The 20,289-nt window shown below is 55.5% G+C and carries 17 protein-coding genes; 7 read left to right on the top strand and 10 right to left on the bottom strand.

Annotated elements, in window-relative coordinates; genetic code table 11:
* Positions 1 to 308: 308 nt before the first annotated feature.
* The 5 genes from FDK21_RS18150 to FDK21_RS18130 all read left to right on the top strand — a co-directional run bounded on the left by FDK21_RS18150 (position 309) and on the right by FDK21_RS18130 (position 4,686).
* Positions 309 to 2,132: a hypothetical protein gene (locus FDK21_RS18150; RefSeq protein ID WP_171022148.1), complete on the top strand. Its 1,824-nt coding sequence runs from the start codon at positions 309 to 311 to the stop codon at positions 2,130 to 2,132.
* A 13-nt stretch (positions 2,133 to 2,145) separates the two neighbouring features.
* Positions 2,146 to 2,448: a hypothetical protein gene (locus tag FDK21_RS18145; protein WP_114007910.1), complete on the top strand. Its 303-nt coding sequence runs from the start codon at positions 2,146 to 2,148 to the stop codon at positions 2,446 to 2,448.
* Positions 2,438 to 3,637, top strand: a complete 1,200-nt coding sequence (locus FDK21_RS18140; RefSeq protein ID WP_138150358.1) for a YcaO-like family protein — start codon at positions 2,438 to 2,440, stop codon at positions 3,635 to 3,637. Before FDK21_RS18145 ends, FDK21_RS18140 begins: the two co-directional genes overlap by 11 nt.
* Entirely contained in the window at positions 3,634 to 4,326 is a 693-nt protein-coding gene (locus FDK21_RS18135) for a TfuA-like protein (protein WP_138150357.1), read from the top strand. Before FDK21_RS18140 ends, FDK21_RS18135 begins: the two co-directional genes overlap by 4 nt.
* Before the next feature lie 123 nt (positions 4,327 to 4,449).
* Positions 4,450 to 4,686, top strand: a complete 237-nt coding sequence (locus tag FDK21_RS18130; protein WP_114007913.1) for a hypothetical protein — start codon at positions 4,450 to 4,452, stop codon at positions 4,684 to 4,686.
* A gap of 177 nt (positions 4,687 to 4,863) precedes the next feature.
* On the opposite strand, the gene FDK21_RS18125 is transcribed toward FDK21_RS18130, so the two are convergent.
* From FDK21_RS18125 to FDK21_RS18095, 7 genes are all read right to left on the bottom strand, one after another.
* Complete coding sequence (locus FDK21_RS18125; protein ID WP_138150356.1) at positions 4,864 to 6,462, bottom strand: cation:proton antiporter family protein; 1,599 nt, start codon at positions 6,460 to 6,462, stop codon at positions 4,864 to 4,866.
* Between the two features lie 220 nt (positions 6,463 to 6,682).
* Positions 6,683 to 7,528: a GNAT family N-acetyltransferase gene (locus FDK21_RS18120; protein ID WP_138150355.1), complete on the bottom strand. Its 846-nt coding sequence runs from the start codon at positions 7,526 to 7,528 to the stop codon at positions 6,683 to 6,685.
* Positions 7,529 to 7,551: 23 nt separating this feature from the next.
* Positions 7,552 to 8,298, bottom strand: a complete 747-nt coding sequence (locus tag FDK21_RS18115) for an aspartate/glutamate racemase family protein (protein WP_114007916.1) — start codon at positions 8,296 to 8,298, stop codon at positions 7,552 to 7,554.
* A 5-nt stretch (positions 8,299 to 8,303) separates the two neighbouring features.
* On the bottom strand, positions 8,304 to 9,128 hold the full coding sequence (locus FDK21_RS18110) for an ABC transporter permease (protein ID WP_138150354.1): 825 nt from the start codon (positions 9,126 to 9,128) through the stop codon (positions 8,304 to 8,306).
* A 1-nt stretch (position 9,129) separates the two neighbouring features.
* Complete coding sequence (locus FDK21_RS18105; protein ID WP_114007918.1) at positions 9,130 to 10,017, bottom strand: ABC transporter permease; 888 nt, start codon at positions 10,015 to 10,017, stop codon at positions 9,130 to 9,132.
* Positions 10,018 to 10,188: 171 nt separating this feature from the next.
* A complete protein-coding gene (locus tag FDK21_RS18100; protein WP_114007919.1) occupies positions 10,189 to 11,478 on the bottom strand; it encodes a PotD/PotF family extracellular solute-binding protein in 1,290 nt (429 codons plus the stop codon).
* A 65-nt stretch (positions 11,479 to 11,543) separates the two neighbouring features.
* Positions 11,544 to 12,632, bottom strand: a complete 1,089-nt coding sequence (locus tag FDK21_RS18095; protein WP_138150353.1) for an ABC transporter ATP-binding protein — start codon at positions 12,630 to 12,632, stop codon at positions 11,544 to 11,546.
* Between the two features lie 316 nt (positions 12,633 to 12,948).
* Here FDK21_RS18095 and FDK21_RS18090 point away from each other — a divergent pair, with 316 nt between their 5' ends.
* Complete coding sequence (locus FDK21_RS18090) at positions 12,949 to 13,662, top strand: GntR family transcriptional regulator (RefSeq protein WP_138150352.1); 714 nt, start codon at positions 12,949 to 12,951, stop codon at positions 13,660 to 13,662.
* Between the two features lie 84 nt (positions 13,663 to 13,746).
* On the opposite strand, the gene FDK21_RS18085 is transcribed toward FDK21_RS18090, so the two are convergent.
* From FDK21_RS18085 to FDK21_RS18075, 3 genes are all read right to left on the bottom strand, one after another.
* Positions 13,747 to 14,088 (bottom strand): BA14K family protein, encoded by a 342-nt coding sequence (locus FDK21_RS18085; protein WP_114007922.1) that lies wholly within the window; start codon positions 14,086 to 14,088, stop codon positions 13,747 to 13,749.
* Between the two features lie 337 nt (positions 14,089 to 14,425).
* On the bottom strand, positions 14,426 to 14,818 hold the full coding sequence (locus FDK21_RS18080; RefSeq protein ID WP_114007923.1) for a BA14K family protein: 393 nt from the start codon (positions 14,816 to 14,818) through the stop codon (positions 14,426 to 14,428).
* 522 nt (positions 14,819 to 15,340) lie between these two features.
* Positions 15,341 to 18,343, bottom strand: a complete 3,003-nt coding sequence (locus tag FDK21_RS18075; protein WP_138150351.1) for a CAP domain-containing protein — start codon at positions 18,341 to 18,343, stop codon at positions 15,341 to 15,343.
* Between the two features lie 452 nt (positions 18,344 to 18,795).
* Between FDK21_RS18075 and FDK21_RS18070 the strand changes: the two genes are divergently transcribed.
* Entirely contained in the window at positions 18,796 to 20,169 is a 1,374-nt protein-coding gene (locus tag FDK21_RS18070) for a site-specific integrase (RefSeq protein ID WP_138150350.1), read from the top strand.
* Positions 20,170 to 20,289 lie beyond the last annotated feature (120 nt).

Raw genomic sequence — 20,289 nt, 5'->3', positions numbered from 1 at the left:
CGGAGCCATCACAGCAATGGCAGGCTCCTCATCTATGGTTTAAATTGTTATATTTCAGCCAGTTAGCTTTCTTTTCCCATAGCTTTATCCCTGTCACCATGACCAGAAGCAACTTTTGATGGCTCAATCCTCTTTATACCCTTAATATGTGCGACGTCGGTTACCATCAATCCAAAGCAGCAAGTCACCTATCTGGCGTTTTGTTTTTGAGAGTTTCTACTGGTTAAAGCCCCTATGGATCTGCGTCTCATTTCGGCCCACAATGATAGGCAAGCAAGAACAGCGACACCATAATGAACGGGACAAACATGGCGTTTCACTTGAAAACCTGCGGTGGCTGCGCGTTGACCGATCCGAACGGCCATTCCGTCAATGTGCCGGCCTTGTCTCTTGTCGGGCTGGCTTTTCTGCATCAGGAAGGCCGTCCGGTTGCGCGCCGCGAGCTGGCACGCATGCTTTGGGACCGGGATGATTCTGTGGCTTCTACCAATCTGCGTTCGATGCTCAGGCGGCTTGGCTCTGCCTTGCCTGCGGAGGGCGACGATCTGCTGCAACTGGACAATCGCCACATTGCCATTGCACCGGGCATGCTGGGCTGTGATCTGGAGGTGATGGCAGAGCCAGATCCGGTGAAGCGGCTCAAGGGGTTGTGTGAGCTGATATCGAAGGGGTTTCTTCAGGGCTATGGTCACAATCAGGCGCCGTTGGACAAATGGGTCCGCGCGGTGCGCATTGCGCTTGTGAAGAATTTGCGGTGCGATTTCCTGGCCCTTTGTGACAAGCCCGCCGCCAGTGCGCTGAAGGCCGATTTGAAGCATGCGGCCATTCTGTTGCTGGAAGATGACCCGCAGGATGAGGAAATCCGACAGGCACTGGTCACCCAAGCCGCCCCCGAACAGGTTGAGGCGACGCCACTGCTGTTGCCCGCGTCCGCCAGAACGCCGGATCAGCCAACCGCCTTCAATCCGGATCGGGCGGTGAGCAAGACTGCGTTACCGCGGGTGGCTCTGCTGCCTCCGGCAGAACTTGGCATTGTGTCGAGCCAGAATTCGATTGCCAGCGCCCTGATCGAGGATATCACCATTGGGCTATGCGCCAGCCGTACGGTTTCTATGGTTGCGCCTTACACCTCGGAAAAGATAGCCCAGTCAAAGGATCGTGCGTCCCTTCTCAAGCAGTTTGACGTGGCCTATGTGCTGGATACCAAGCGCTCCGGCGATCATCTCTATGTCCAACTGATTTTCATGCCTACAGATGAAATCATCTGGGCCAATCGCTTCTTGCTTGATCCGGGTCATACGATCAGCCAACGCGCCATGATCTCGGAGGCCATCCAGTCCTCGATCATCGACTTCACCCATTATCACACCCCGGCGCTGCATGACTTCAAGGCCAATCCCGACGCCTATTGTGCCTATCTCACCGGACTGCAGACTCTTTCGAAACTGACCCTGCCATCCGTCCGCAGTGCCCGGCGGCAATTCAAGGATTCGCTGAATTTGCAGAGTAAATTCTCCCATGCTCTGGCGGGCGTATCGCGGACGCTGAGCATGGAATGGGTTCTGACAGCCCAGGGAGATGCGGATCTGTTGCTGGAGGCGGAACGAGTGGCAAGCATCGCCATCGAGGAAGACAGCCAATCCGCCGAAGCTTTCAAGGCACTGGGTATGAGCAGGCTTTATCTGGGCAAGATTGATGAAAGCCTGCAGGCACTGAGCGAGGCGGAACATCTCAGTCCCCATTATGCCGATGTGTTGTGCAGTCACGCGGACAGCCTGACCCATGGGGGCGATCCGAAACGCTCACTGGAGAAGATCGACACCGCGATTTCGCTCAACCCGATTTCACCGGATGCCTATTTCTGGAGTGCGGCGGGTGCCTGTTTCTTTGTTGGCGATTATCATCAGGCACTCGATTACATCAATCGCATGAAAGACCGAAGTCCTGCCCTGCGTCTGGCTGCTGCTTGTTGGGGTATGTTGGGGGAAACGGGCAAGGCTCGTACCTATCGCAGTCGCGTTCTGAAAGACAATCCACAATTCGACCTCAATCAATGGCTCTCGGTCGTGCCGATCAAGGAGGCATGGCAAATCGAGCTTTACCGCGAAGGCCTCAAGAAGGCTGGTTTTTAGAAAGGAGACGTTTATGTCAAAAATTGTTGTATTCGGGCTGGAAGGCGAAGACGGCCTGTGGGAAGCGGATCTGGAAGCAGGTACCGTGGTGGCACTGGATACCGGCCCCAAGGGCGATATGAAGAAAGTGGCAGAAATGCGCAATGCCAAAGCGCCTCTGACCCGTGGCATCGATTTTGCCGTGATGATCAATCAGGCAGAAGAGGAAGCCGGTGGTTTCTTTGAAGCATCCGGCGGTTTCTTTGAGGCCTCTGGCGGATTTTTTGAAGTGTCCGGTGGTTTCTTCGAGGCATCCAGCACGCTCCATGACCGCTGAATTTCTTTATTCGGGAATCCGTTCTTTCCGAAAATGCACACCAGGAGAGACCTTCGACAAGGTCTCTCCATATTTTTCGCGTCTGGGCATCACCCGGGTTGCGAGCCAGACCGGCCTTGATCGGGTTGGCATTCCGGTTTGGTGCGCCTACTCCCCCAATGCGCGGGCGATCGTCATCGCGCAAGGCAAAGGAGCGGACGATGAATGCGCCCGCACCTCGGCGGCGATGGAAGCCGTTGAACGGATCATTGCCACCCAGCCCGACTGTGAGACGCTCTGTACCACGCAGGAGCAATTGCAGTCTGACGGCTGTGAAGTGCATCCGATGAAGTGCCTGCTGACCATCGGCAAGCAACCGATTGAGCCGGATGAGACCATCAATTGGGCCAGAACCACCAATCTTTTGACCCATGCGCCAACCTGGGTGCCGTTTGATGCCGTCAGCTTTGATCGCACCGCACTCGAACCCCGTTTCTGGCATTCGTCTGATGGTCTGGCTTCCGGCAACACATGGGCCGAAGCGGTGCTGCATGGCTTGCTGGAACGGGTCGAGCGCGATGCCCTGACCTTGTGGGCTGTGACCAACCCGGCCAAACGGCTGAGCAAACGGATTGATCCAGCCAGTCTCGAAGATACCGAGCTGCAGATGATGCTGGAAAAGATCGATGCCGCCGGGCTTGAGATTGCCCTGTTTGACATTTCCAGCGATCTGGACATTGCCTGCATATCTGCCCTGCTGGCCCCCAAGAAACGGTCCCCCGGCTCGCTGCGCCATGTGGATGTGACGCTCGGGGCGGGCGCATCGCCCTTCCCGCTGATTGCTGCCTCACGGGCCATTTCAGAAGTGGTGCAATCGCGCATGACCTTCATTGCCGGAGCGCGGGATGACTTGCTGCCAAGCACCTTCACCCAGCCGGCCAGCCCGATCACCCTGAAAGCCTTTGACGCCCCCTTTGGCCAAAAGCTCGACGGAATGCCGGTGATGGCGGTGGGTGACACAGAGACAGCTCTTGATCGATTGGTGGCGCATCTGGCTGAGCGGGATATTGACGAATTGTATGCGGTGGATATCGGACCCGACTGGCTACCCGTTAGCGTTGCCAAGGTTTTTGCACCGCAATTGGAAAATCCAGACGGCGACCGCAAGGTGCGGTTTGGCAGTCGCGCCCTGTTACGGAGTTTGCAATGAAGGTTGTGTTTGTCGGGCCAAGTCTACCCGATGCAAAATTCCATGCAGGGGACGATCTGGTCGTCCGCCCGCCTGCCTGTCAGGGCGATGTGATGCAGGCGCTTGAGGATGGGGCAACGGCCATTGGCCTGATTGATGGCCAGTTCGAATTTGTTGCGCCGGTTTGGCACAAGGAACTGCTTTTTGCGCTGTCTGAAGGCAAGGCCGTTTATGGTGCCGCCAGCATGGGCGCCTTGCGGGCGGCGGAATGTGCCGCCTACGGCATGATTGGGATTGGCAAGATTTTTGATGCCTATATTTCCGGCCAACGTATTGATGATGCTGACGTTGCACTGGTTCACAGCCCCGCAGAACTCGGCTACTTCGCCATGACGGTTCCGCTGGTCAATGTCGATGCAACGCTGGCCGAGGCCGTGGCTATCGGCTTGTTGTCGGACGAGGAGGAAGCCCGCCTGTCCAAGGCGGCACGGGCGCTGTTCTTCAAGGACCGCACATGGAAAAAAATGGCGGCAACAGCAGAGCTTGAATGGGCGAGAGTGGACCCCATCATCAAAGCGGCCCAAGTCAATCAGAAACGTCTTGACGCCATCGCATTGATGGACGAAATGCGTGCGACCGATTGTCTCAACCAGCCTCAGCAGGAGTGGCAATTCAATGCAACGCCACTTTGGCGAAAGTTGTATTCCTAAAGCATTTCAAACAGATCGTCATCACTTACCTTCAACTCGTGTTGCGTGTGCAACGCCTTTGCAACGCGCATGCGCCGTTTTTTTGTGCCACAAAATGCAATAGAGCAATATGTGAGGCACGAGATGATTACACCTGAGACCAGACCAACGTCTCAAGACCGCGTGGATGAATTCATGGCCGTCATCAACATGATCGGCTATGCGCGGGGCGTCGCAGAGACTCTCGGCGTCCCCGGAGCCGCTTCGGACCTGCAAGCCGCAGGCCTTAAGCTGGCATTGGAAATTCAACGTGAAATGTCTTGGAATTTGACAAGCAAAGACATTATCGACATGGCTGTGACCCCCCACGGCCGTTGCTGATTGGCAAAGCCTGACCCCGTCCCCGCACTCTTTGTGGGGTCAGGCTTTCGCCATTTTTTGAGCAGTCCTGAAGCAAACAGGTTGCTCGCCCTATCGGAGTTCCAATTGCCTCTCTAGGCAATCCGCTCCCGGTCCGGCTCGCAAAGCCCGCACTTTGCTGATCCGGCCGGGAGCCCTTCACTCCTTGGCCAGTCTGGCCTCAGGCCTTGCGGTCTCTTCCTCATCAGACATGTCGGTTTCCTCGATGGCATGACCTGCCAGACTGCGACCGGCTTCTTTCAGGGAAAGATAGGTCTGATCAGCCCCGGCATCATGGATCATGTCGACATGATCCGCATGCAGAGCGTGGCTGACGATGGTGCCTGCAAAGCCATGCTCCCGCAACATACGGGTCGCGATCAGTTTGGCCTCGATATCATCCATTGCCAGCACAACGGCGTCGATGCCTTTGATATTCACCCCATCCCAAAAGTTGCAGTCTTCCGCGTCAGCGAAAATAACGTTGCGCCCCGCCTCTTCATGGGCTTCAACCTTGTAGATGTCGGCATCCAGACCAATCGGCTGGCGGTCATTGGCAACCAGCTCCTCATAGGCGGCAGAGCCTGTCCGGCCCATGCCGAAAATCAGCACATCCGCATCTCCGAGATCCTTGGGCACTTCGTCCGGGTGGCGGATCGGGCGCTCGAAAGGCTGCAACAGCACACCAAAGCGTTCGAACAACGGATGGGCGAAGTGATTGAGCGGAGCAGCGATCAGGAAAGACACCGAGACGGCGATGGCCAGTGGCACCAGATAGGGCTCGACCGCAGGAATGCCAGCAGCAACAATCAGGCCGAACTCGCTATAGGCCGTCAGCGACAAAGCGGCGATGAAGGACGTGCGGGCACGCAGTTTGAAAAGCACCAGAATGAGGAAGAACAACACCCCTTTCAGCGGCAACAGCAGACCAAGCCCGATCGCAAACAGCAAAGCGTGCCAGTCCGGCAAGCCGGACATGCCGATCGAAAGGAAAAAGCCGACAAGGAAGATTTCCTTCAAGGCCCAGAGCGATTTTGACAATTCGCTGGCACGGGGATGGTTGGATAGAAGCAGTCCCATCACCAAAGCGCCGATTTCGCCCTTCAAACCGATCATCTGAAAGCCGACGCCCCCGATCACCAGACTGAGCACCATGCCGGTCAACACCAGCACCTCATCATGCCCCGCCAAATCCAACAGCTTGTAGAGCAAGGGGCGCAGCAACGGCGTCGCAAAAATCAGCAGCGCCCAAGGACCGGGCACCTTGCCGGCAAAAATCGCCAGCACCACAAGGGCAATGATATCCTGCATCACCAGAATGCCAATCGCGGTGCGCCCATGAAAGGTGCCCATTTCATGTCTGGTTTCGAGCAATTTCGCCGAGAGCACCGTTGAGGAAAAGGCCACGGCAATGCCGATCAAAAGAGCCGATAACCAGTCGTCCGTAAACAGAAGTCGGCTAATGGGCGCAAAGATGGCGATCGACAGGGCAAAATGCAACAACGCGCCACCGAGCACATGAGGTTCGGTGATTTGACGCAGTTTGAGCTTCAGGCCGATGGTAAAGAGCAACAGAAGAACGCCGAGATTGGCGATATAGTCAAGAATCGCTCCGGTTTCTGCAGGAATTCCGCCCTTGGGGCCGAGCCAGTTGATGCAAAAACCGGCTGCCAAAAAGCCAACAAGGGGCGGCAATGCGACCTGCCTTGCGGCAAGGCCGAACAGAAACGCCGCACCAATGGCAAAAACCTCAAACAAATGCGTTTCTCCGACAAGGCCCCAAAAAGAGCGACGGCAATCTGGGCCTGTAAACTGAAATAGTGAACTAAAACAAGAAACCGGGAGTTGGTTAACAGACTAGAGTCAGCCCCTCTTTTGTCAAGGCTTGTGGCAGCAATTGCCCCTTTGCCAGACCAAGCACCGACAGCGGCACCACCCTGCCCATCCCATTGAAGCATAAAGCCTGTCGCTCAGCGCGTTACCCCAGCTCGAGGCTGGAGATGGCAAAGACCCGGTCCATGTCAAGGCTCGGCATGCCACCCTTATACATCCGGGCGGTTTCAAAGCCGCGCTCGAAACCTCTTGCGGCAAGTATGTGTGAGAAGCTGGTTTGGTTGGCTGGTACATCCAGATGCAGCATCGCGCCTGTACAGGCATTGGAGGCCGCGCCGAACAGTTTGAGCGCACTCTCTTCATCATCGGCAAAAAGCGGGCCGAGCTTGAACCCATCCTCGCACTCACGCAAAACTGCATAGCCTGCCAGCTTGCCTTCGCGCGTGATGGCAAAAGCGGAACGAGGGGGCGACAGCCATGCCTTCAAAAAGGCCTTGCGCGGAGCCGGGAACGCCTGGGCGTCATAGGTTGCAATTTCATCCAACTGCTCGGCATCAACCTCGAGAACATCGTAGATCCGTTCATCCTTCTGGAAGCTGCAAAGGCCACTCCATCGTGCGGTTTCATAAGCCTTGGCAAAGCCCATCGAGGCATAATTGTCCTGCTGCTGAGGCACGCCATCAAGCCCGATCATCCGTCCCTTGAGCCGCTCCATGGCCGCATTCCAGACCTTGAGGCCATAGCCCTTGCCGCGCTGATCCGGATGGGTGATGTAAAGACCGATGAAGCTGAAATCATCTCCATAGGTGACGCAGGAAATGCCCGCAACGAGGGCACCATCGACAAAGTGACCCAGAAAACCTTGCCTGTCGGCGGCATAAAAGGGCGCGGCATCCGCTTTGCCCGGATTCCATCCCTCCGCCTTGGCCCAGCCGATCAACTCGGCGACGTCTTCTTCGGTCATGGCGCGGATGATGCTCTGCTCTGTCATGGGAATGCTCGATCTCGGGTCAATTAGGGGGATGCGATAGATCCGGGCGCGAAGGGTGCCAACATGCCGCCATAGGGCTTTTGAATCGGGGCGGCATAGACCCCCATCTTATAGGTCGTGAGATCAAGAGCAACCAAAGCTTCGGCCTGTTTGACAGCGGCAGACACGCCATCGATCACAGGCAGTCCGAACTCGGCTTGCAGGCTGGTCGCCAGATCGGCCATCCCTGCACAGCCCAGAATGATCGCTTCGGCACGGTCTTCTTTGAGGGCGGTGGCGATCTCACTGCGCAGGCGGTCGCGGGCATTGGAAGCTGGGTCTTCGAGGGAGAGCACCGGGATATCTGCGGCCCGCACATTGCAGCGCTCCGCATGCCCATAGCGCCTGACCAGATGCTCAATCGGGATGCGCGAGCGCTCCATGGTGGTGATGATGGTGTATCGCTGGGCAATGAAAGACGCGAGAGACAGGGCGGCCTGACAAATACCCAGTACCGGGAAGGGCGCCAATGCGCGCGCCGCATCGAGCCCCGTATCATCAAAACAGGCAATGATCGCTGCGTCTGCGCCTTCTTTGTCCGCCTTGGCCAGTTCAAGCAGCAAGCCGGGCACAGCAAAGGCCTCGTCATAATAGCCTTCAATGGAGACCGGCCCCATTGCGGAGGTAATCCCTGTCACCTTGGTGGTGGGAGCCGCCACTTGCCTTGCTGCATCAGCAATGGTCGCGGTCATGCTCTTGGTGGTGTTGGGGTTGATCACACGAAGCTTCATAACACCTACCTCTTCGCCCGACCACGTTGTTTGTTCATGTAGTAGATCAGACCCAAAGTGGAGAGGATCACCAGCAGCGAGAAGAGCGTCGTCACCGTCCCCAGAGCATAGAGAACCGGGGTCGTCACATTGGTTGTCATACCGAAGATCTCCAGCGGCAGGGTGTTGTAGGTGCCGGACGTCATCAGGGTGCGGGCAAATTCATCATAGGACAAGGTGAAGCCGAACAGACCGACGCCGATCAGGCTGGGGGCGATCATTGGTAGCAGCACATAGCGAAAGCTCTGCCACGGGGTGGCGCCAAGGTCGCGGGCGGCTTCTTCATAGGAAGGCGAGAAGCGGTTGAAGACGGCAAACATGATCAGCACGCCGAAGGGCAAGGTCCATGTTAGATGCGCCCCGAAGCCGGAACTATACCAGGCCGGTTGCCAGCCCAATTGCTGGAAGAGCACACCAATGCCAAGCGAAATGATGATCGAGGGCACCACAAGGCTGGCAATGGCGAGATAGAACAGGGCCGTTGCGCCGCGGAATTTGCGCCGGAAAGCAAGCCCTGCCAGCAACGAGACCAGCACCGTGACAACCATGACCATCAGACCCAGCGTGAAGGAGCGGGAGAAAGCGCCGCCAAAGTCACCCACAGCCTGAGTTTCGAACAGGTTGAAGAACCAGTGCAGCGATACACCGTTGAGCGGAAAGGTCAGTCCGCCATTCGGGCCCTGAAAAGACAGGATGAACACCGCAGACAAGGGACCATAAAGGAACAGGACAAACAGGGCGAAAAAGGCCGCCAAGATGTAGAATTCCCTGCCTCTTTTTTCACTGATCATCTCAAAGCTCCTTGCGAATATCGACGATGCGCAGGATACCTGCCACCATGGTGAGAACCAGCACCAGAAGAACCACCGCATTGGCGGCGGCTGCCGGATATTGCAGCAGTGACATTTCATTCTTCATCATCAAGGCCACCGAGGCGCTCTGGCCGCCAGACATGACCTGAACGGTGATGAAATCGGCCATAACCAGCGTGACGACGAAAATGGTGCCAATGGCCATACCGGGCTTGGCCAGCGGAATGATGACGTTGGTTAGGATCTGCAAGCCGGACGCACCGCCATCGCGGGCAGCTTCAACCAAAGAGCGATCAATCCGCATCATGGTATTGAAGATCGGGACCACCATGAACAGGCTGTAGAGATGAACCATGGCCAAGACGACCGCGAAATCGGAATAAAGCAACCATTCGACCGGCTCAGCCACGATGCCCATCTCGGTCAGGGCCGAATTGACCAGCCCGTTGCGCCCCAGCACCGGGATCCATGAAATCATCCGGATAATGTTGGACGTAAGGAATGGCACCGTGCAGACCAGAAACAGAATGGTCTGGGTGGTGGCGGTCTTGACATGGAAGGCCAGAAAATAGGCCACCCAGAAGCCAATCACCAAGGTGATGACCCAAACCATTACCGCATATCTGAGGGTATTGAGATACGTTTTCCAAGTCACCCACGACCCCAGCGTTTCGCCATAATTGAAGGTGACGAAATCGGGATACATGCGAGCAAAGTCATAGTCCCAGAAGCTCACGGTGGCGATCATGGCAATGGGCAGCAGCAAAAAGGCCCCGAGAATGACGGCGAGCGGCAGCGCCTGCAGATAGGAGGCGATCGCGCCGAGACGGAAAGAGGAGGTGGTTGCCTTGATGTCTGTGCCGCTCATATGGCTATTTTCCTGTTGCCTATGCTGTCCGGTCTTTTGCCCTGACCATTGAAGGATCCGTGGCTTGCTGGTTGCCTCCCCCCGAGCCGGTCGGGAGGAGGCCTGATGGACCGGGGAGAGGTGACCCGGCAGTAAGCAGGATGGCGCATGCGCCCAACGCTTAGGACGTGCTTAGGAAGCGATGAACTCGTTCCAGCGGCGCACCATGTAGCGGTCCTCGTCCATGACCGAGTTCCAGCATGCCACCTTGCCCATGCGTTCGGTGAAGGAGCCGCCATCCCGCACGGCGCCGGCTTTTTCCATGACCTTGCCTTCTGGCGAGAGGATGTCTTTCTGCGCAGGCTTGCCTTCGATCCAGAAGCCCCATTCGTCTTCGGACATATAGCCTTTTGCGGTTTCCATGCAGGCGGAATAATAGCCCTGACGGTTGAGATAGCCGCCAACCCAGCCGGAGGTGTACCAGTTGATATATTCATAGGCTGCGTCGAGCTGAGCGCCGGACAGGTGGGCAGCAAGGCCCAGACCGCCACCCCAGGAGCGATAGCCCTCTTTGAGTGGCTGATAGACGCATGGGATGCCCTTGGAGCGCACAGCGGCGACAGCAGGGGACCACATGGACTGGATGATCACTTCGCCGGATGCCATCAGGTTGACGCTCTCATCGAAGCTCTTCCAGAAGGCACGGAACTGGCCGTCTGCCTTGGCTTTCATCAGGAATTCGATCGTGGTGTCGATTTCTTCCTTGGTCATATTGCCTTTATCGGCATAGGTGAGGATGCCCATGGCTTCGCAGATCATGGCAGCGTCCATGATGCCGATGGACGGAATGTTGAGGATCGAGGTCTTGCCCTTGAAGGCCGGATCCATGATGTCTGCCCAAGAGGTGATATCGCGCCCCACAAGGTCGGGACGAATGCCAAGGGTGTCGGCATTGTAGATGGTCGGCACCATGGTGAACCATTCGGTTTCGCCCTTGGCAAAGGTCTTGCCGTCCGGCCCTTCGACATAGCCAACGGTGTGAGGTGCGGTGCCCTGCGCAATGACGCTGTCAGGGGTCAGCTTGCCATTTTTGAACAGAGGCACGATTTTGTCGTAGTGGGTCAGCTTCTTGGTGTCCATCGGCTGGATAACACCGGCCGGGAAGACCTTTTTCAGAATCCAATATTCGATATCGGCGATATCGTAGGAGTTTGGCTGAGTGACCGAGCGCTGGGCAGCGGAATCGGAATCAAGCGCGGTCATTTCCAGCGTGATGCCGAGATCTTCCTTACATTTCTGGGCAATCGCGTTGATGTTGGATACGCCGGTGCCGATCTGGCGCAGGGTGATCGGGTTCTTGGCCCAGATGGTCGGGAAGCCGGTGATGGCGCCGGAACCGGCGGCCAGACCCGCAGCGGCAGCACCGGTTTTGAGCAGATTACGGCGGCTGATGCCTGCGGTTTTCTTGGTCTTCTCAGACATGGTTTCTCTCCTGTTTGAAATCCAATGTTCGACTAAATTTTGCTTTGGCTTGAAGGATGTTGAGACTAGGAAGCGTTCGGATGACCAAGGACGACCGTGTCCTCCTCGGCCCATGACAGGTGCACGGCCTCGCCGGTCTTGACCGGTCTGGCGAAGAAATCGGCATCTCTAAGGACAATGGTGAAGGTGTCTATGTCCGCCCCCTGAACAGACACCTTCACTGTTGCCCCCAAATCCTCGACGTTGGTGACCACACCGGAAAAACCCAGGGAGTCCGCGACCGCATCCACGAACCGAACATGATCAGTCCGGATGGCAATGTCGGCGCAGTCCGGATCACCGTGATGGCGGCCAACACCCTTGAACCGCCCACCGGGCGTTTCAATCGTCACCCCGATGGCATCTTCTTGGACCAAACGACCCGAGAGCACATTGTGGTTACCCATAAAGCGGGCAACAAAGGGGGTGGCTGGTTTCTGGAAAATCTGACGCGGGGAAGCAGCCTGCTCGATCTTGCCGTCGCTCATCACGACGATCTGATCGGCCAGCGCCATCGCCTCCTCTTGCGAATGGGTGACATGAACGAAAGTCATGCCGAGAGAGGCTTGCAGCCGCTTCAATTCCGCGCGCATGCGGATCTTGAGGAAGGGGTCAAGCGCCGAGAGCGGCTCATCAAGCAACAGGGCCTGAGGCTGGGTGATCAAGGCGCGTGCCAGCGCGACGCGCTGCTGCTGGCCTCCCGACAGTTGATCGGGGCGCCGATCCGCAAAAGCCTCAAGCTCCATGCGCGTGAGCATCTCCATGGCCTCGGACCGGCGTTTGGCTTTCTCCACGCCCTTCATCTTGAGGCTGAAGGCGACATTGTCGACCAGATCAAGATGGGGGAACAGGGCATAAGACTGGAACATCATGGCCGTGCCGCGCTTGGCGGGCGGCAGGTCATTGACCACCTTTCTGGCAAGAACGACATCGCCGTCGCTGATGGCCTCATGGCCGGCAATCATCCGCAAGGTGGTCGATTTGCCACAACCGGAAGGGCCAAGCAGGCAGGCATAGGACCCGGCCTTGATCTTCAGACTGATCTGATCCACTGCCACGTTCGAGCCATAATGCTTGGACACTGACGCCAGTTCGATTTCCGCCGCGTTCGTCATGAAAACTCCTTGATAATCACCCTCTCCTACAGAGCAATCACCGTGCCAAGTTTTCCGCTTTCTGCTAACCGTCTGGAATCATGCCATTTTATACTTGTATGCCGAAAATCTGCAAAAAAAGCGGCTGGTCATTTGCTTAAACTTCACGCAAGCTTGTGCACAAAAAATAGACTTTTGAATTCAATAGAACTTTATAATTGCATACAATCTTGTTGGAAATGAAATGCAAAACTGTATTAAACATTGAATTTTAGCCACACGGCCTATTGAAGGAATCGAGGCGAAGCGGCATATAGAAAGAAAGAACGATCGGTAAATGGTGATGAGCAATCTTAAAAATCTCAATCTGGATGCCAATCAGGAGGATCGCGCCAAGGCCATCCGCGACTCCCTGCGCGATGCAATCGTCGATCGTCGCCTGGCACCCGGTGCCAAGCTGTCTGAAGCAGAAGTTGGATCTCTTTATGATGTCAGCCGGACGGTCGCCCGCCACGCCTTGCAAATGCTGACCTTTGAAGGTCTGGTGACCAGTGAGCGAAATAAGGGTGCCTTTGTATCCAATCCCAGCCCGGAAGAAGCCCGCCAGATCTTCACCTCACGCCGCCTGATCGAGGCAGGCCTGATTGAAGAAGCCGCCCACCGCATGCAACCGGACGATTTTGCAGCTTTCCGGCAGCAATTGAGCAAGGAAGCGGGCCTCAAGGCCAATCATGGGGCAAAGGCCCGGCGCGAAGAGATCAAGGCATCCGGTGATTTCCACCTGATGTTGACGGACGTGGCGGGCAATGAAATCCTGAAGAAATTCATGGACGAGCTGATTGCCCGTTCCTCTCTGGTAATCGCTCTTTATGGACGCACGGGCACATCCAGCTGCGGCAATGATGATCATTCAGACATCCTTGACGCCATGGAGGCAGGGGACGTGGCGCGGGCGACACAAATGATGCTCCGCCATATCGATCACATCGAGGCGGATCTGGACCTGCGCTCGGTCGATTCCCTGACGCTCAAGGAAGCTTTGCTGCAATAGGACCGGCCAATTCCACTTGCTGAGAAGGGAAAGAAAAAGCCCGGCCATGGCCGGGATTTTCCGTTTCAGATCAGTGCGCTTTGTTCACAGACGACAGCGACGGCGTGGACCGTTATAGGGCTGGTAGGTACAATTCTGCGGCCAGAAGCTTCTATAGCGCGCGGAACAAGCCCGGTAGTTGCAACCATAGCGCGGGGCTGGGCGATAATAACGCGGAGCAGGACGATAACGCGGGCGATAGTAGCGACGTGGAGCCGGACGATAGCGCGGCCGATAATATCTGCGATAGGAACGATATCGCCGCTGGGCCTGCGCCTCAGATACGGCTGAGATGCTCAGCGAGGTCCCGGGAACTTTCAATGGCAATCCTACGATGCTGACCGACAAGGCAAGCAAAACGGACATAACAAAATGTTTGATTTTCATGGCACTTCCTTTGACGTCGTACGCATGGGATGAAAAATTCGTTGGTTTTTTGGTAGAATTACTTAGGATACCACATTACCAAAAATTAATCTTCTCAACAATCCAACATTTGGCTTCCTACCAATTCGACTGGCAGGCACAATCACCTTTGTTCAGTGTTACATTTCTCTCAGAGGCAACTGTCCCGAGGAGGCCATTGGAGAGATGGGAAGAGTTGGAGACGCAGGTCCCCATAAACAGCATCACCATCGGCTTGCAAGCCGGATGGGTGCTGTTGCAAATGAGAAGCCCCGACACAAGCCGGGGCCCTCCATCTCGAGCAGAGATCAAACGGCCGTCACAGGCGGCAATAGCGCCGTGGACCATTGTATGGCTGGAAAGTGCAGCTTGCCGGATCAAAGCTTCTGTAGCGATAGGAACAGGCGCGATAGTTGCAGTAGCCTCTGCGCGGTGGCGGAGGTCTGCGATAGCGTCTGTCATTCCTCGCAGCGTTGGCTGCGATGGCACCAGCAGCCAGACCAATGATCGCCCCAGCCGCGAAGGCGCCCCCTCTGCGACTGCTTCTGCGAACGGGAGCTCGGCGACGCACAGGAGGACGACGATAACGTTGTGCCTGAGCTTCAGACACACTGGAGAGCGTGAGCGATGTACCTGGGATGTTGACAGGCAGCCCACCGACGCTCACCCCAAAGGCAAGGGTAACTGCCAGCATTGCATGGGATAGTTTCATAACAATTCCTTCCCGAAAGCATGAAATAGAGGAATAATTTTATCAATCGCACTACTACTTTATGTATTTCAGCTTATCGGACATAGCGATCCTTCGCAATTGTAAAATCGTATTCGTCCATTTGCCCCCCCTTATCAGGCGACTGCATCCGCTGTGACAGGACCCGCTCCCGGCTTGCCAGTGCATCAATTTGACAAAATCCCGTCAAGCGGACGAGACCTTCTGCGGCAAAGCAATAGGAAGGTGACCGGGGGCTTAGGATGAAGCGTGTCACACTCATCGCAGAAGGGCCGTCCAGATCGTCGGGAGAGAGACCCTCGCTCGATCTGGTCATTCGAAGGAAAGGCAGGTCATAAAAGCCGTGTCTGAACCTGCTGTCCCGGCCCCATCCCGGCCCCATCCCGGCCCCATCCCGGACCGTGTGAGCGATAAGCACCTGTTACGATCAGATTGGCTGATCAGAGGCCGAGCAGTGGATACTCCCGCAATCGGCCCCTCCAAGACCCCTTCGAGCCCTGGTATTTAGACAAACTCGAAGTCATCAGCGGAGATCAAGGAATCGTCGAAATTCAACAGGGTGACAGAGGCTCCGCCAAACGACAAAGCGGTATCAAGCCCCTGTTGTATGTGCGTGATATCAGCCAAAGACGAAACACCGAGGCCGCCAATGCGGATGGTGTCAATGCCATTTTCGAAATCGGTAATCACATCCATCTCGCCAGCCCGACGGAAAATAAAGACGTCGCTGCCCTCGCCTCCGGTAAACTGATCATTGCCGCTGTCATCAAGGAAGGCATCGTTGCCTTTGCCGCCAATGAGAATGTCATTGCCAAAGGCACCATTGAGAATGTTGTTGCCGTCATTGCCGGTGATGGTGTTGGCGAGGCCGTTGCCCGTGCCGGTCGTGTTGGCAAGGCCCGTCAAGGTCAGGCTTTCGAGATATTGCGATTGGTTTCTCAGAGCAAAAGAGATGGTGCTGTAAACATGGTCTGTTCCCGCACCAAACGCTTCCTCAATGGTGTCACCGGCATTGTCGACATAATAGGTGTCGTTGCCGATGCCGCCGACCATCTGATCCGCGCCGATATTGTCCTTGAAGATATCATCGCCCGCGCCGCCAAATAGCGTGTCGTCACCAGCAGCGCCGTTGAGGATGTTGTTGCCGCCATTGCCGACAATGACATTGTTCAGCGCATTGCCGGTGCCATTGATATGGCCTTGGCCAAGCAGGGTCAGGTCTTCGAGATATTGCGACTGGTCTCTCAGCGCGAAACTGATGGAACTGAATACTTTGTCATTGCCGCCGCCATCATATTCTTCGATACGGTCACCGGCATCATCGACATAATAGGTGTCGTTGCCGGTGCCACCGACCATGCGATCAGCCCCGATGTCATCCTGGAAAATATCGTCGCCGGCGCCGCCAAACAGCGTATCATTGCCAAAGGCACCATTGAGAATATTGTTGCCCGCATTGCCGACAATAATGTTGGCTTGCCCATTGCCGGTGCCGTTGATGTCGCCTTGACCATAGAGGCTCAGATTTTCGATATGTTGCGAATGGTCCCTGAGGGCAAAGTCGACAAAGCTGAAGACCTGATCAAAGCCGGCTCCGGGGGCTTCTTCGATGGTGTCACCGGCATCATCGACATAATAGACATCGTTGCCAAGGCCACCATTCATCCGATCCGCACCGGCATCATCGATGAAGATATCATTGCCCTGAGCGCCAAGGAGCCAGTCGTTGCCAGCACCGCCATTGATGATATTGTTGCCCGCATTGCCTTCGATGCGGTTGGCCAGACCATTGCCCCAGGCGCGAAGATTGTCGGAGCCCAACAGGGTCAGATTTTCCAAATGGGCCGAATGATCGCTCAGCGCAAACTGGATGCTGCTATAGACCTGATCGGTGCCCTCATCTGCCAGTTCTTCGATGACGTCGCCTGCATTGTCGACATAATAGACATCATCCCCGAGGCCGCCAACCATCCGGTCCGCGCCTGTATCATCGAGGAAGGTATCGTTGCCTCCCCCGCCAATCATCACATCATCGCCAAAAGCACCGTTGAGAATATTGTCTTTGGTGTTGCCGGTGATGATGTTGGACAGGCCATTGCCGGTGCCGGAAATGGCGTAGTTCATGAGGGTCAAATTTTCAAGATTTTGGGAATGGTCACGCAAAGCAAAGTCGACATAGCTCTCTACCAACTCGGTCCCTTCGCCGACATTCTCGACGATCGTGTCGTTGGCATCTGTCACGATATAGACATCGTCGCCCTTACCGCCGAGCAGCAGATCCGCGCCGCTTTGGCCTTCAAGCCGATCATCGCCGTCGCCGCCGATCAGTGTGTCGTCTCCGCCATAACCATGGAGCCAGTTGGCCCCGCTGTTGCCCTCAAGAATGTTGTTACTGGGATTCCCGTCACCACTAAGGTTCCACGTGCCGAAAAGCTTCAGATTTTCGACATTGGCCCCAATTGAAATAGAGACGGTCGAATAGACCCAATCAGTCCCGGCATCGACGGCTTCATACACTTGATCGAAGCCACTATCGACATAGTAGAGATCGTCGCCATCTCCGCCTTTCATGAGGTCGCCACCTGCGCCGCCATTCAGGATATTGTCGCCCTTGTTGCCAATCAACGTGTCAGCGACGCTGGTACCGGTCAGATCGAGGTCAGCCACACCCAAAAGCCGTGCCTTATTGATGCCTGAGCCAAGGGTCAGGCTGATCGAGCTCCAGATCGTGTCGCCATCAACAATGTCGAGCTTGGCATTTTCGCCCGCCAGATCAATCGACACAGTGATGGGCGCAGCAAGGCCACCGCCAGAGAAGGACACAGTGTGCTGCCCGGCTGCGGTTTGTACCTGATAGCCGCCGGTTGAGACGGTTTGGGTCGCGTCTCCCGAGACGGAAATACTCATCCCCGACACGCCTTCACCGACAGAATAGAAATCGTCGCTGTCATCGTCGTTGAAGGCCACGCCAGTGACAAAAACCTTATCACCGGAACGGGCATAATCCTGCGTCGACATCAGGGTCAAATAATCCGTTCCCTCATAGGTGAAGGTGCCGGTGATCTGACCGATGCCAACTTCCTGAAATACACCCCTCAGCGTGTTTTCGCGATGACCGGCGCTGCGGAACAACCCTTCCGCCTGTTCATAGACATAAGACAGATAATCAGGATTGACCACATCACCAATCCGGGCCAGATTTTCGCCCCACCACCAATCGCCGGTAAAGTCATAGCCCGCATAGGCCATGCGGTCGCTCGGAGAGGAAGAGAGATAGCCGGTGTGGTCAAAAATGTCGTTGTCGATTATCCATTGGCTATGGAAACGGGCGGCGTCGATCAAAATCTCATTCATAGCCAGAGCTTGCTTGGCCGTGCCATCGAGCGTGCCCGGCTCCAAATCCTGGTTGAGATCAATCCCGTATCGCTCTGCTTCTCCCAAAGGGTCCAAACGCGCACGGTTGATCAGCTCCAGCATCAGCTGTTCCATGTCATTCTGAATGGCCATGATGTGTCTCTTCCCTGAATGTAAACTGTCTTCACATTTCCGGGCTCAGCTTGAATAACTGGCCTTATGCAGGAACATCCATCGCTTTAATTGTCTTTTAATTTTGTCAGATCTTGTCAGAATGTTTCCGTACCCACAAGCACAACCACAGGGCGCATGCACATAAAAGATGGTAGATTTGGTTAGATATGTCTTGATTGCCGCACAGACCCCATGGAAACACTGAGACAAACTAACGCAACCGACAGAGTGACCGCACGCCACCCTCCGTCAATTGCCCGGAACACCAAGGCAATTCAGGCAACAAAAAACCCCGCTGCACACACAGTGCAACGGGGTTTTTTGGTGCCCAGGATAGGATCCAAACTACCAAATATCTCCCTGATAATACTCGATTTCTGCCATTCTGAGCTTATCACGGTACACAATTCAGTACACCAAGGCCTATTCTCATGTCAAAATCAGCTGACCTCCCCAAGTATGTCAGCCTCTCCAAGACAGGCGTTTATCAGTATCGCCGCCGTGTCCCTGAAAGCCTCAAGGCTCACATTGGGAAATCCGAGATCAAGAGCGGGTTTGGTAAGGACTACGCCGAGATGATGAAGCAGTACGGAGAGTTCCAAGCCACCGTCAACAAGCTCTTCTCTTACAAACCCAAAGCAGGAGACAACCACGGCCCTGTCATCGTTGCTGCAATGAAGGAGTTTGGCCTCGACATGCAAGCCCTTGCTGCTGTCTCCGCCGGGATCGATCCAGACAATGAAGAGGAGATGGGCGTAGCTGCTGCTGTTGATGCCATGCTTGAAAGCCTGATGGAACGCAAATCAAGCGGTCAGGAAGCCCCAGCGATCCCGGAGGAGCTTTACAGGGAACTTACCAAGGGCAACACGCCTATTACCCTAGCGGATACACTAGACGAACAAAGAGACCGATTTATCAGGCGCTCCCCCGGCAGTGCGAAAGAAATCCGCAATCGCTTTCAGCGCCACAAGATAGCCCTGTCAAACGTGATCGGCAAAGACTTGGTTCAAAAGCGGCACCTTCGCAACGTACGGCGCATCAACGCCAACCAATTCAGAGATAAGATGCTCGACAATGGCCTCAAGCCTTCTTCTGTCAGACGCTCATTCAGTGATATCAACGCTGCCGTGAACCGAGCCATTCAAGAACATGCGCTTGATATCATCAACCCATTCGCCAATGTCTCGATTGAGAACGCCCAGCATACCAAGAATGACCGAATGCCATTCCTGCCCCCTGAAGTTGCCTTGGTTGATGTCATGAGCGGCAAGGATCACCTGAGTTTGATATGGCGTCTCCTCAGGGACACAGGCGCTCGCCCAAAAGAGATTGTGGGGCTACGCTGCCGAGACCTTAACTCCGATGGCGCATTCATTTCTATTTGCCAGTATCAAGGAAACAGGCTCAAAACCCCGCACAGTGAGCGCGACATTCCTATACCCGGCGACTTGGCGGCTGATCTGGCATTGCTAAAGACCGACAATCCATCTGCCGCTCTGTTCCCCGAGTACCGAGACAAACCAAGGGGCAGTGATAGCTGCACCGCCGCCCTGAATAAGCGCATCAGGATCGCTCTATATTCCAATGAAGGCGCTCCATTAGAAGGCGTTGAGGAGACAGAGAAGCGCAAGACCTGCTACAGTGCCCGACACAGCTTCAAAGACGCCCTCAGGGACACCGATTGCCCTGAAAGTCTCGCAAGGGAGATCATGGGCCACTCTGACCAGTCCAGCGCCGCCAACTATGGCCGAGGGTCCAGCCTGAAGCGCAAGAGAGAGGCTATGGATAGAGTCTGGAATCTTTAATCCTACTGCGTCACTTTTCTGGCTGTGCATTTTTGTCTATTCCATTTTCTTCGACAACATGGGCAGAATTCGAGAGATTTCACTAGGGATTGTGCGATGAGAATACGCAAGGTTGCGATT

Source organism: Cohaesibacter sp. CAU 1516 (genome assembly GCF_005771485.1).
Taxonomy (GTDB): domain Bacteria; phylum Pseudomonadota; class Alphaproteobacteria; order Rhizobiales; family Cohaesibacteraceae; genus Cohaesibacter; species Cohaesibacter intestini.
This window is presented reverse-complemented; position numbering and strand designations above follow the sequence as displayed.

Bases quoted from the DNA above. Each gene is read 5' to 3' on its own strand.
- FDK21_RS18080 (WP_114007923.1), bottom strand. From the start codon at position 14,818: ATGAAACTATCCCATGCAATGCTGGCAGTTACCCTTGCCTTTGGGGTG.
- FDK21_RS18090 (WP_138150352.1), top strand. From the start codon at position 12,949: ATGGTGATGAGCAATCTTAAAAATCTCAATCTGGATGCCAATCAGGAG.
- FDK21_RS18140 (WP_138150358.1), top strand. From the start codon at position 2,438: ATGACCGCTGAATTTCTTTATTCGGGAATCCGTTCTTTCCGAAAATGC.
- FDK21_RS18120 (WP_138150355.1), bottom strand. From the start codon at position 7,528: ATGACAGAGCAGAGCATCATCCGCGCCATGACCGAAGAAGACGTCGCC.
- FDK21_RS18130 (WP_114007913.1), top strand. From the start codon at position 4,450: ATGATTACACCTGAGACCAGACCAACGTCTCAAGACCGCGTGGATGAA.
- FDK21_RS18105 (WP_114007918.1), bottom strand. From the start codon at position 10,017: ATGAGCGGCACAGACATCAAGGCAACCACCTCCTCTTTCCGTCTCGGC.
- FDK21_RS18145 (WP_114007910.1), top strand. From the start codon at position 2,146: ATGTCAAAAATTGTTGTATTCGGGCTGGAAGGCGAAGACGGCCTGTGG.
- FDK21_RS18085 (WP_114007922.1), bottom strand. From the start codon at position 14,088: ATGAAAATCAAACATTTTGTTATGTCCGTTTTGCTTGCCTTGTCGGTC.
- FDK21_RS18135 (WP_138150357.1), top strand. From the start codon at position 3,634: ATGAAGGTTGTGTTTGTCGGGCCAAGTCTACCCGATGCAAAATTCCAT.
- FDK21_RS18070 (WP_138150350.1), top strand. From the start codon at position 18,796: ATGTCAAAATCAGCTGACCTCCCCAAGTATGTCAGCCTCTCCAAGACA.
- FDK21_RS18095 (WP_138150353.1), bottom strand. From the start codon at position 12,632: ATGACGAACGCGGCGGAAATCGAACTGGCGTCAGTGTCCAAGCATTAT.
- FDK21_RS18100 (WP_114007919.1), bottom strand. From the start codon at position 11,478: ATGTCTGAGAAGACCAAGAAAACCGCAGGCATCAGCCGCCGTAATCTG.
- FDK21_RS18110 (WP_138150354.1), bottom strand. From the start codon at position 9,128: ATGATCAGTGAAAAAAGAGGCAGGGAATTCTACATCTTGGCGGCCTTT.
- FDK21_RS18150 (WP_171022148.1), top strand. From the start codon at position 309: ATGGCGTTTCACTTGAAAACCTGCGGTGGCTGCGCGTTGACCGATCCG.
- FDK21_RS18115 (WP_114007916.1), bottom strand. From the start codon at position 8,298: ATGAAGCTTCGTGTGATCAACCCCAACACCACCAAGAGCATGACCGCG.
- FDK21_RS18075 (WP_138150351.1), bottom strand. From the start codon at position 18,343: ATGGCCATTCAGAATGACATGGAACAGCTGATGCTGGAGCTGATCAAC.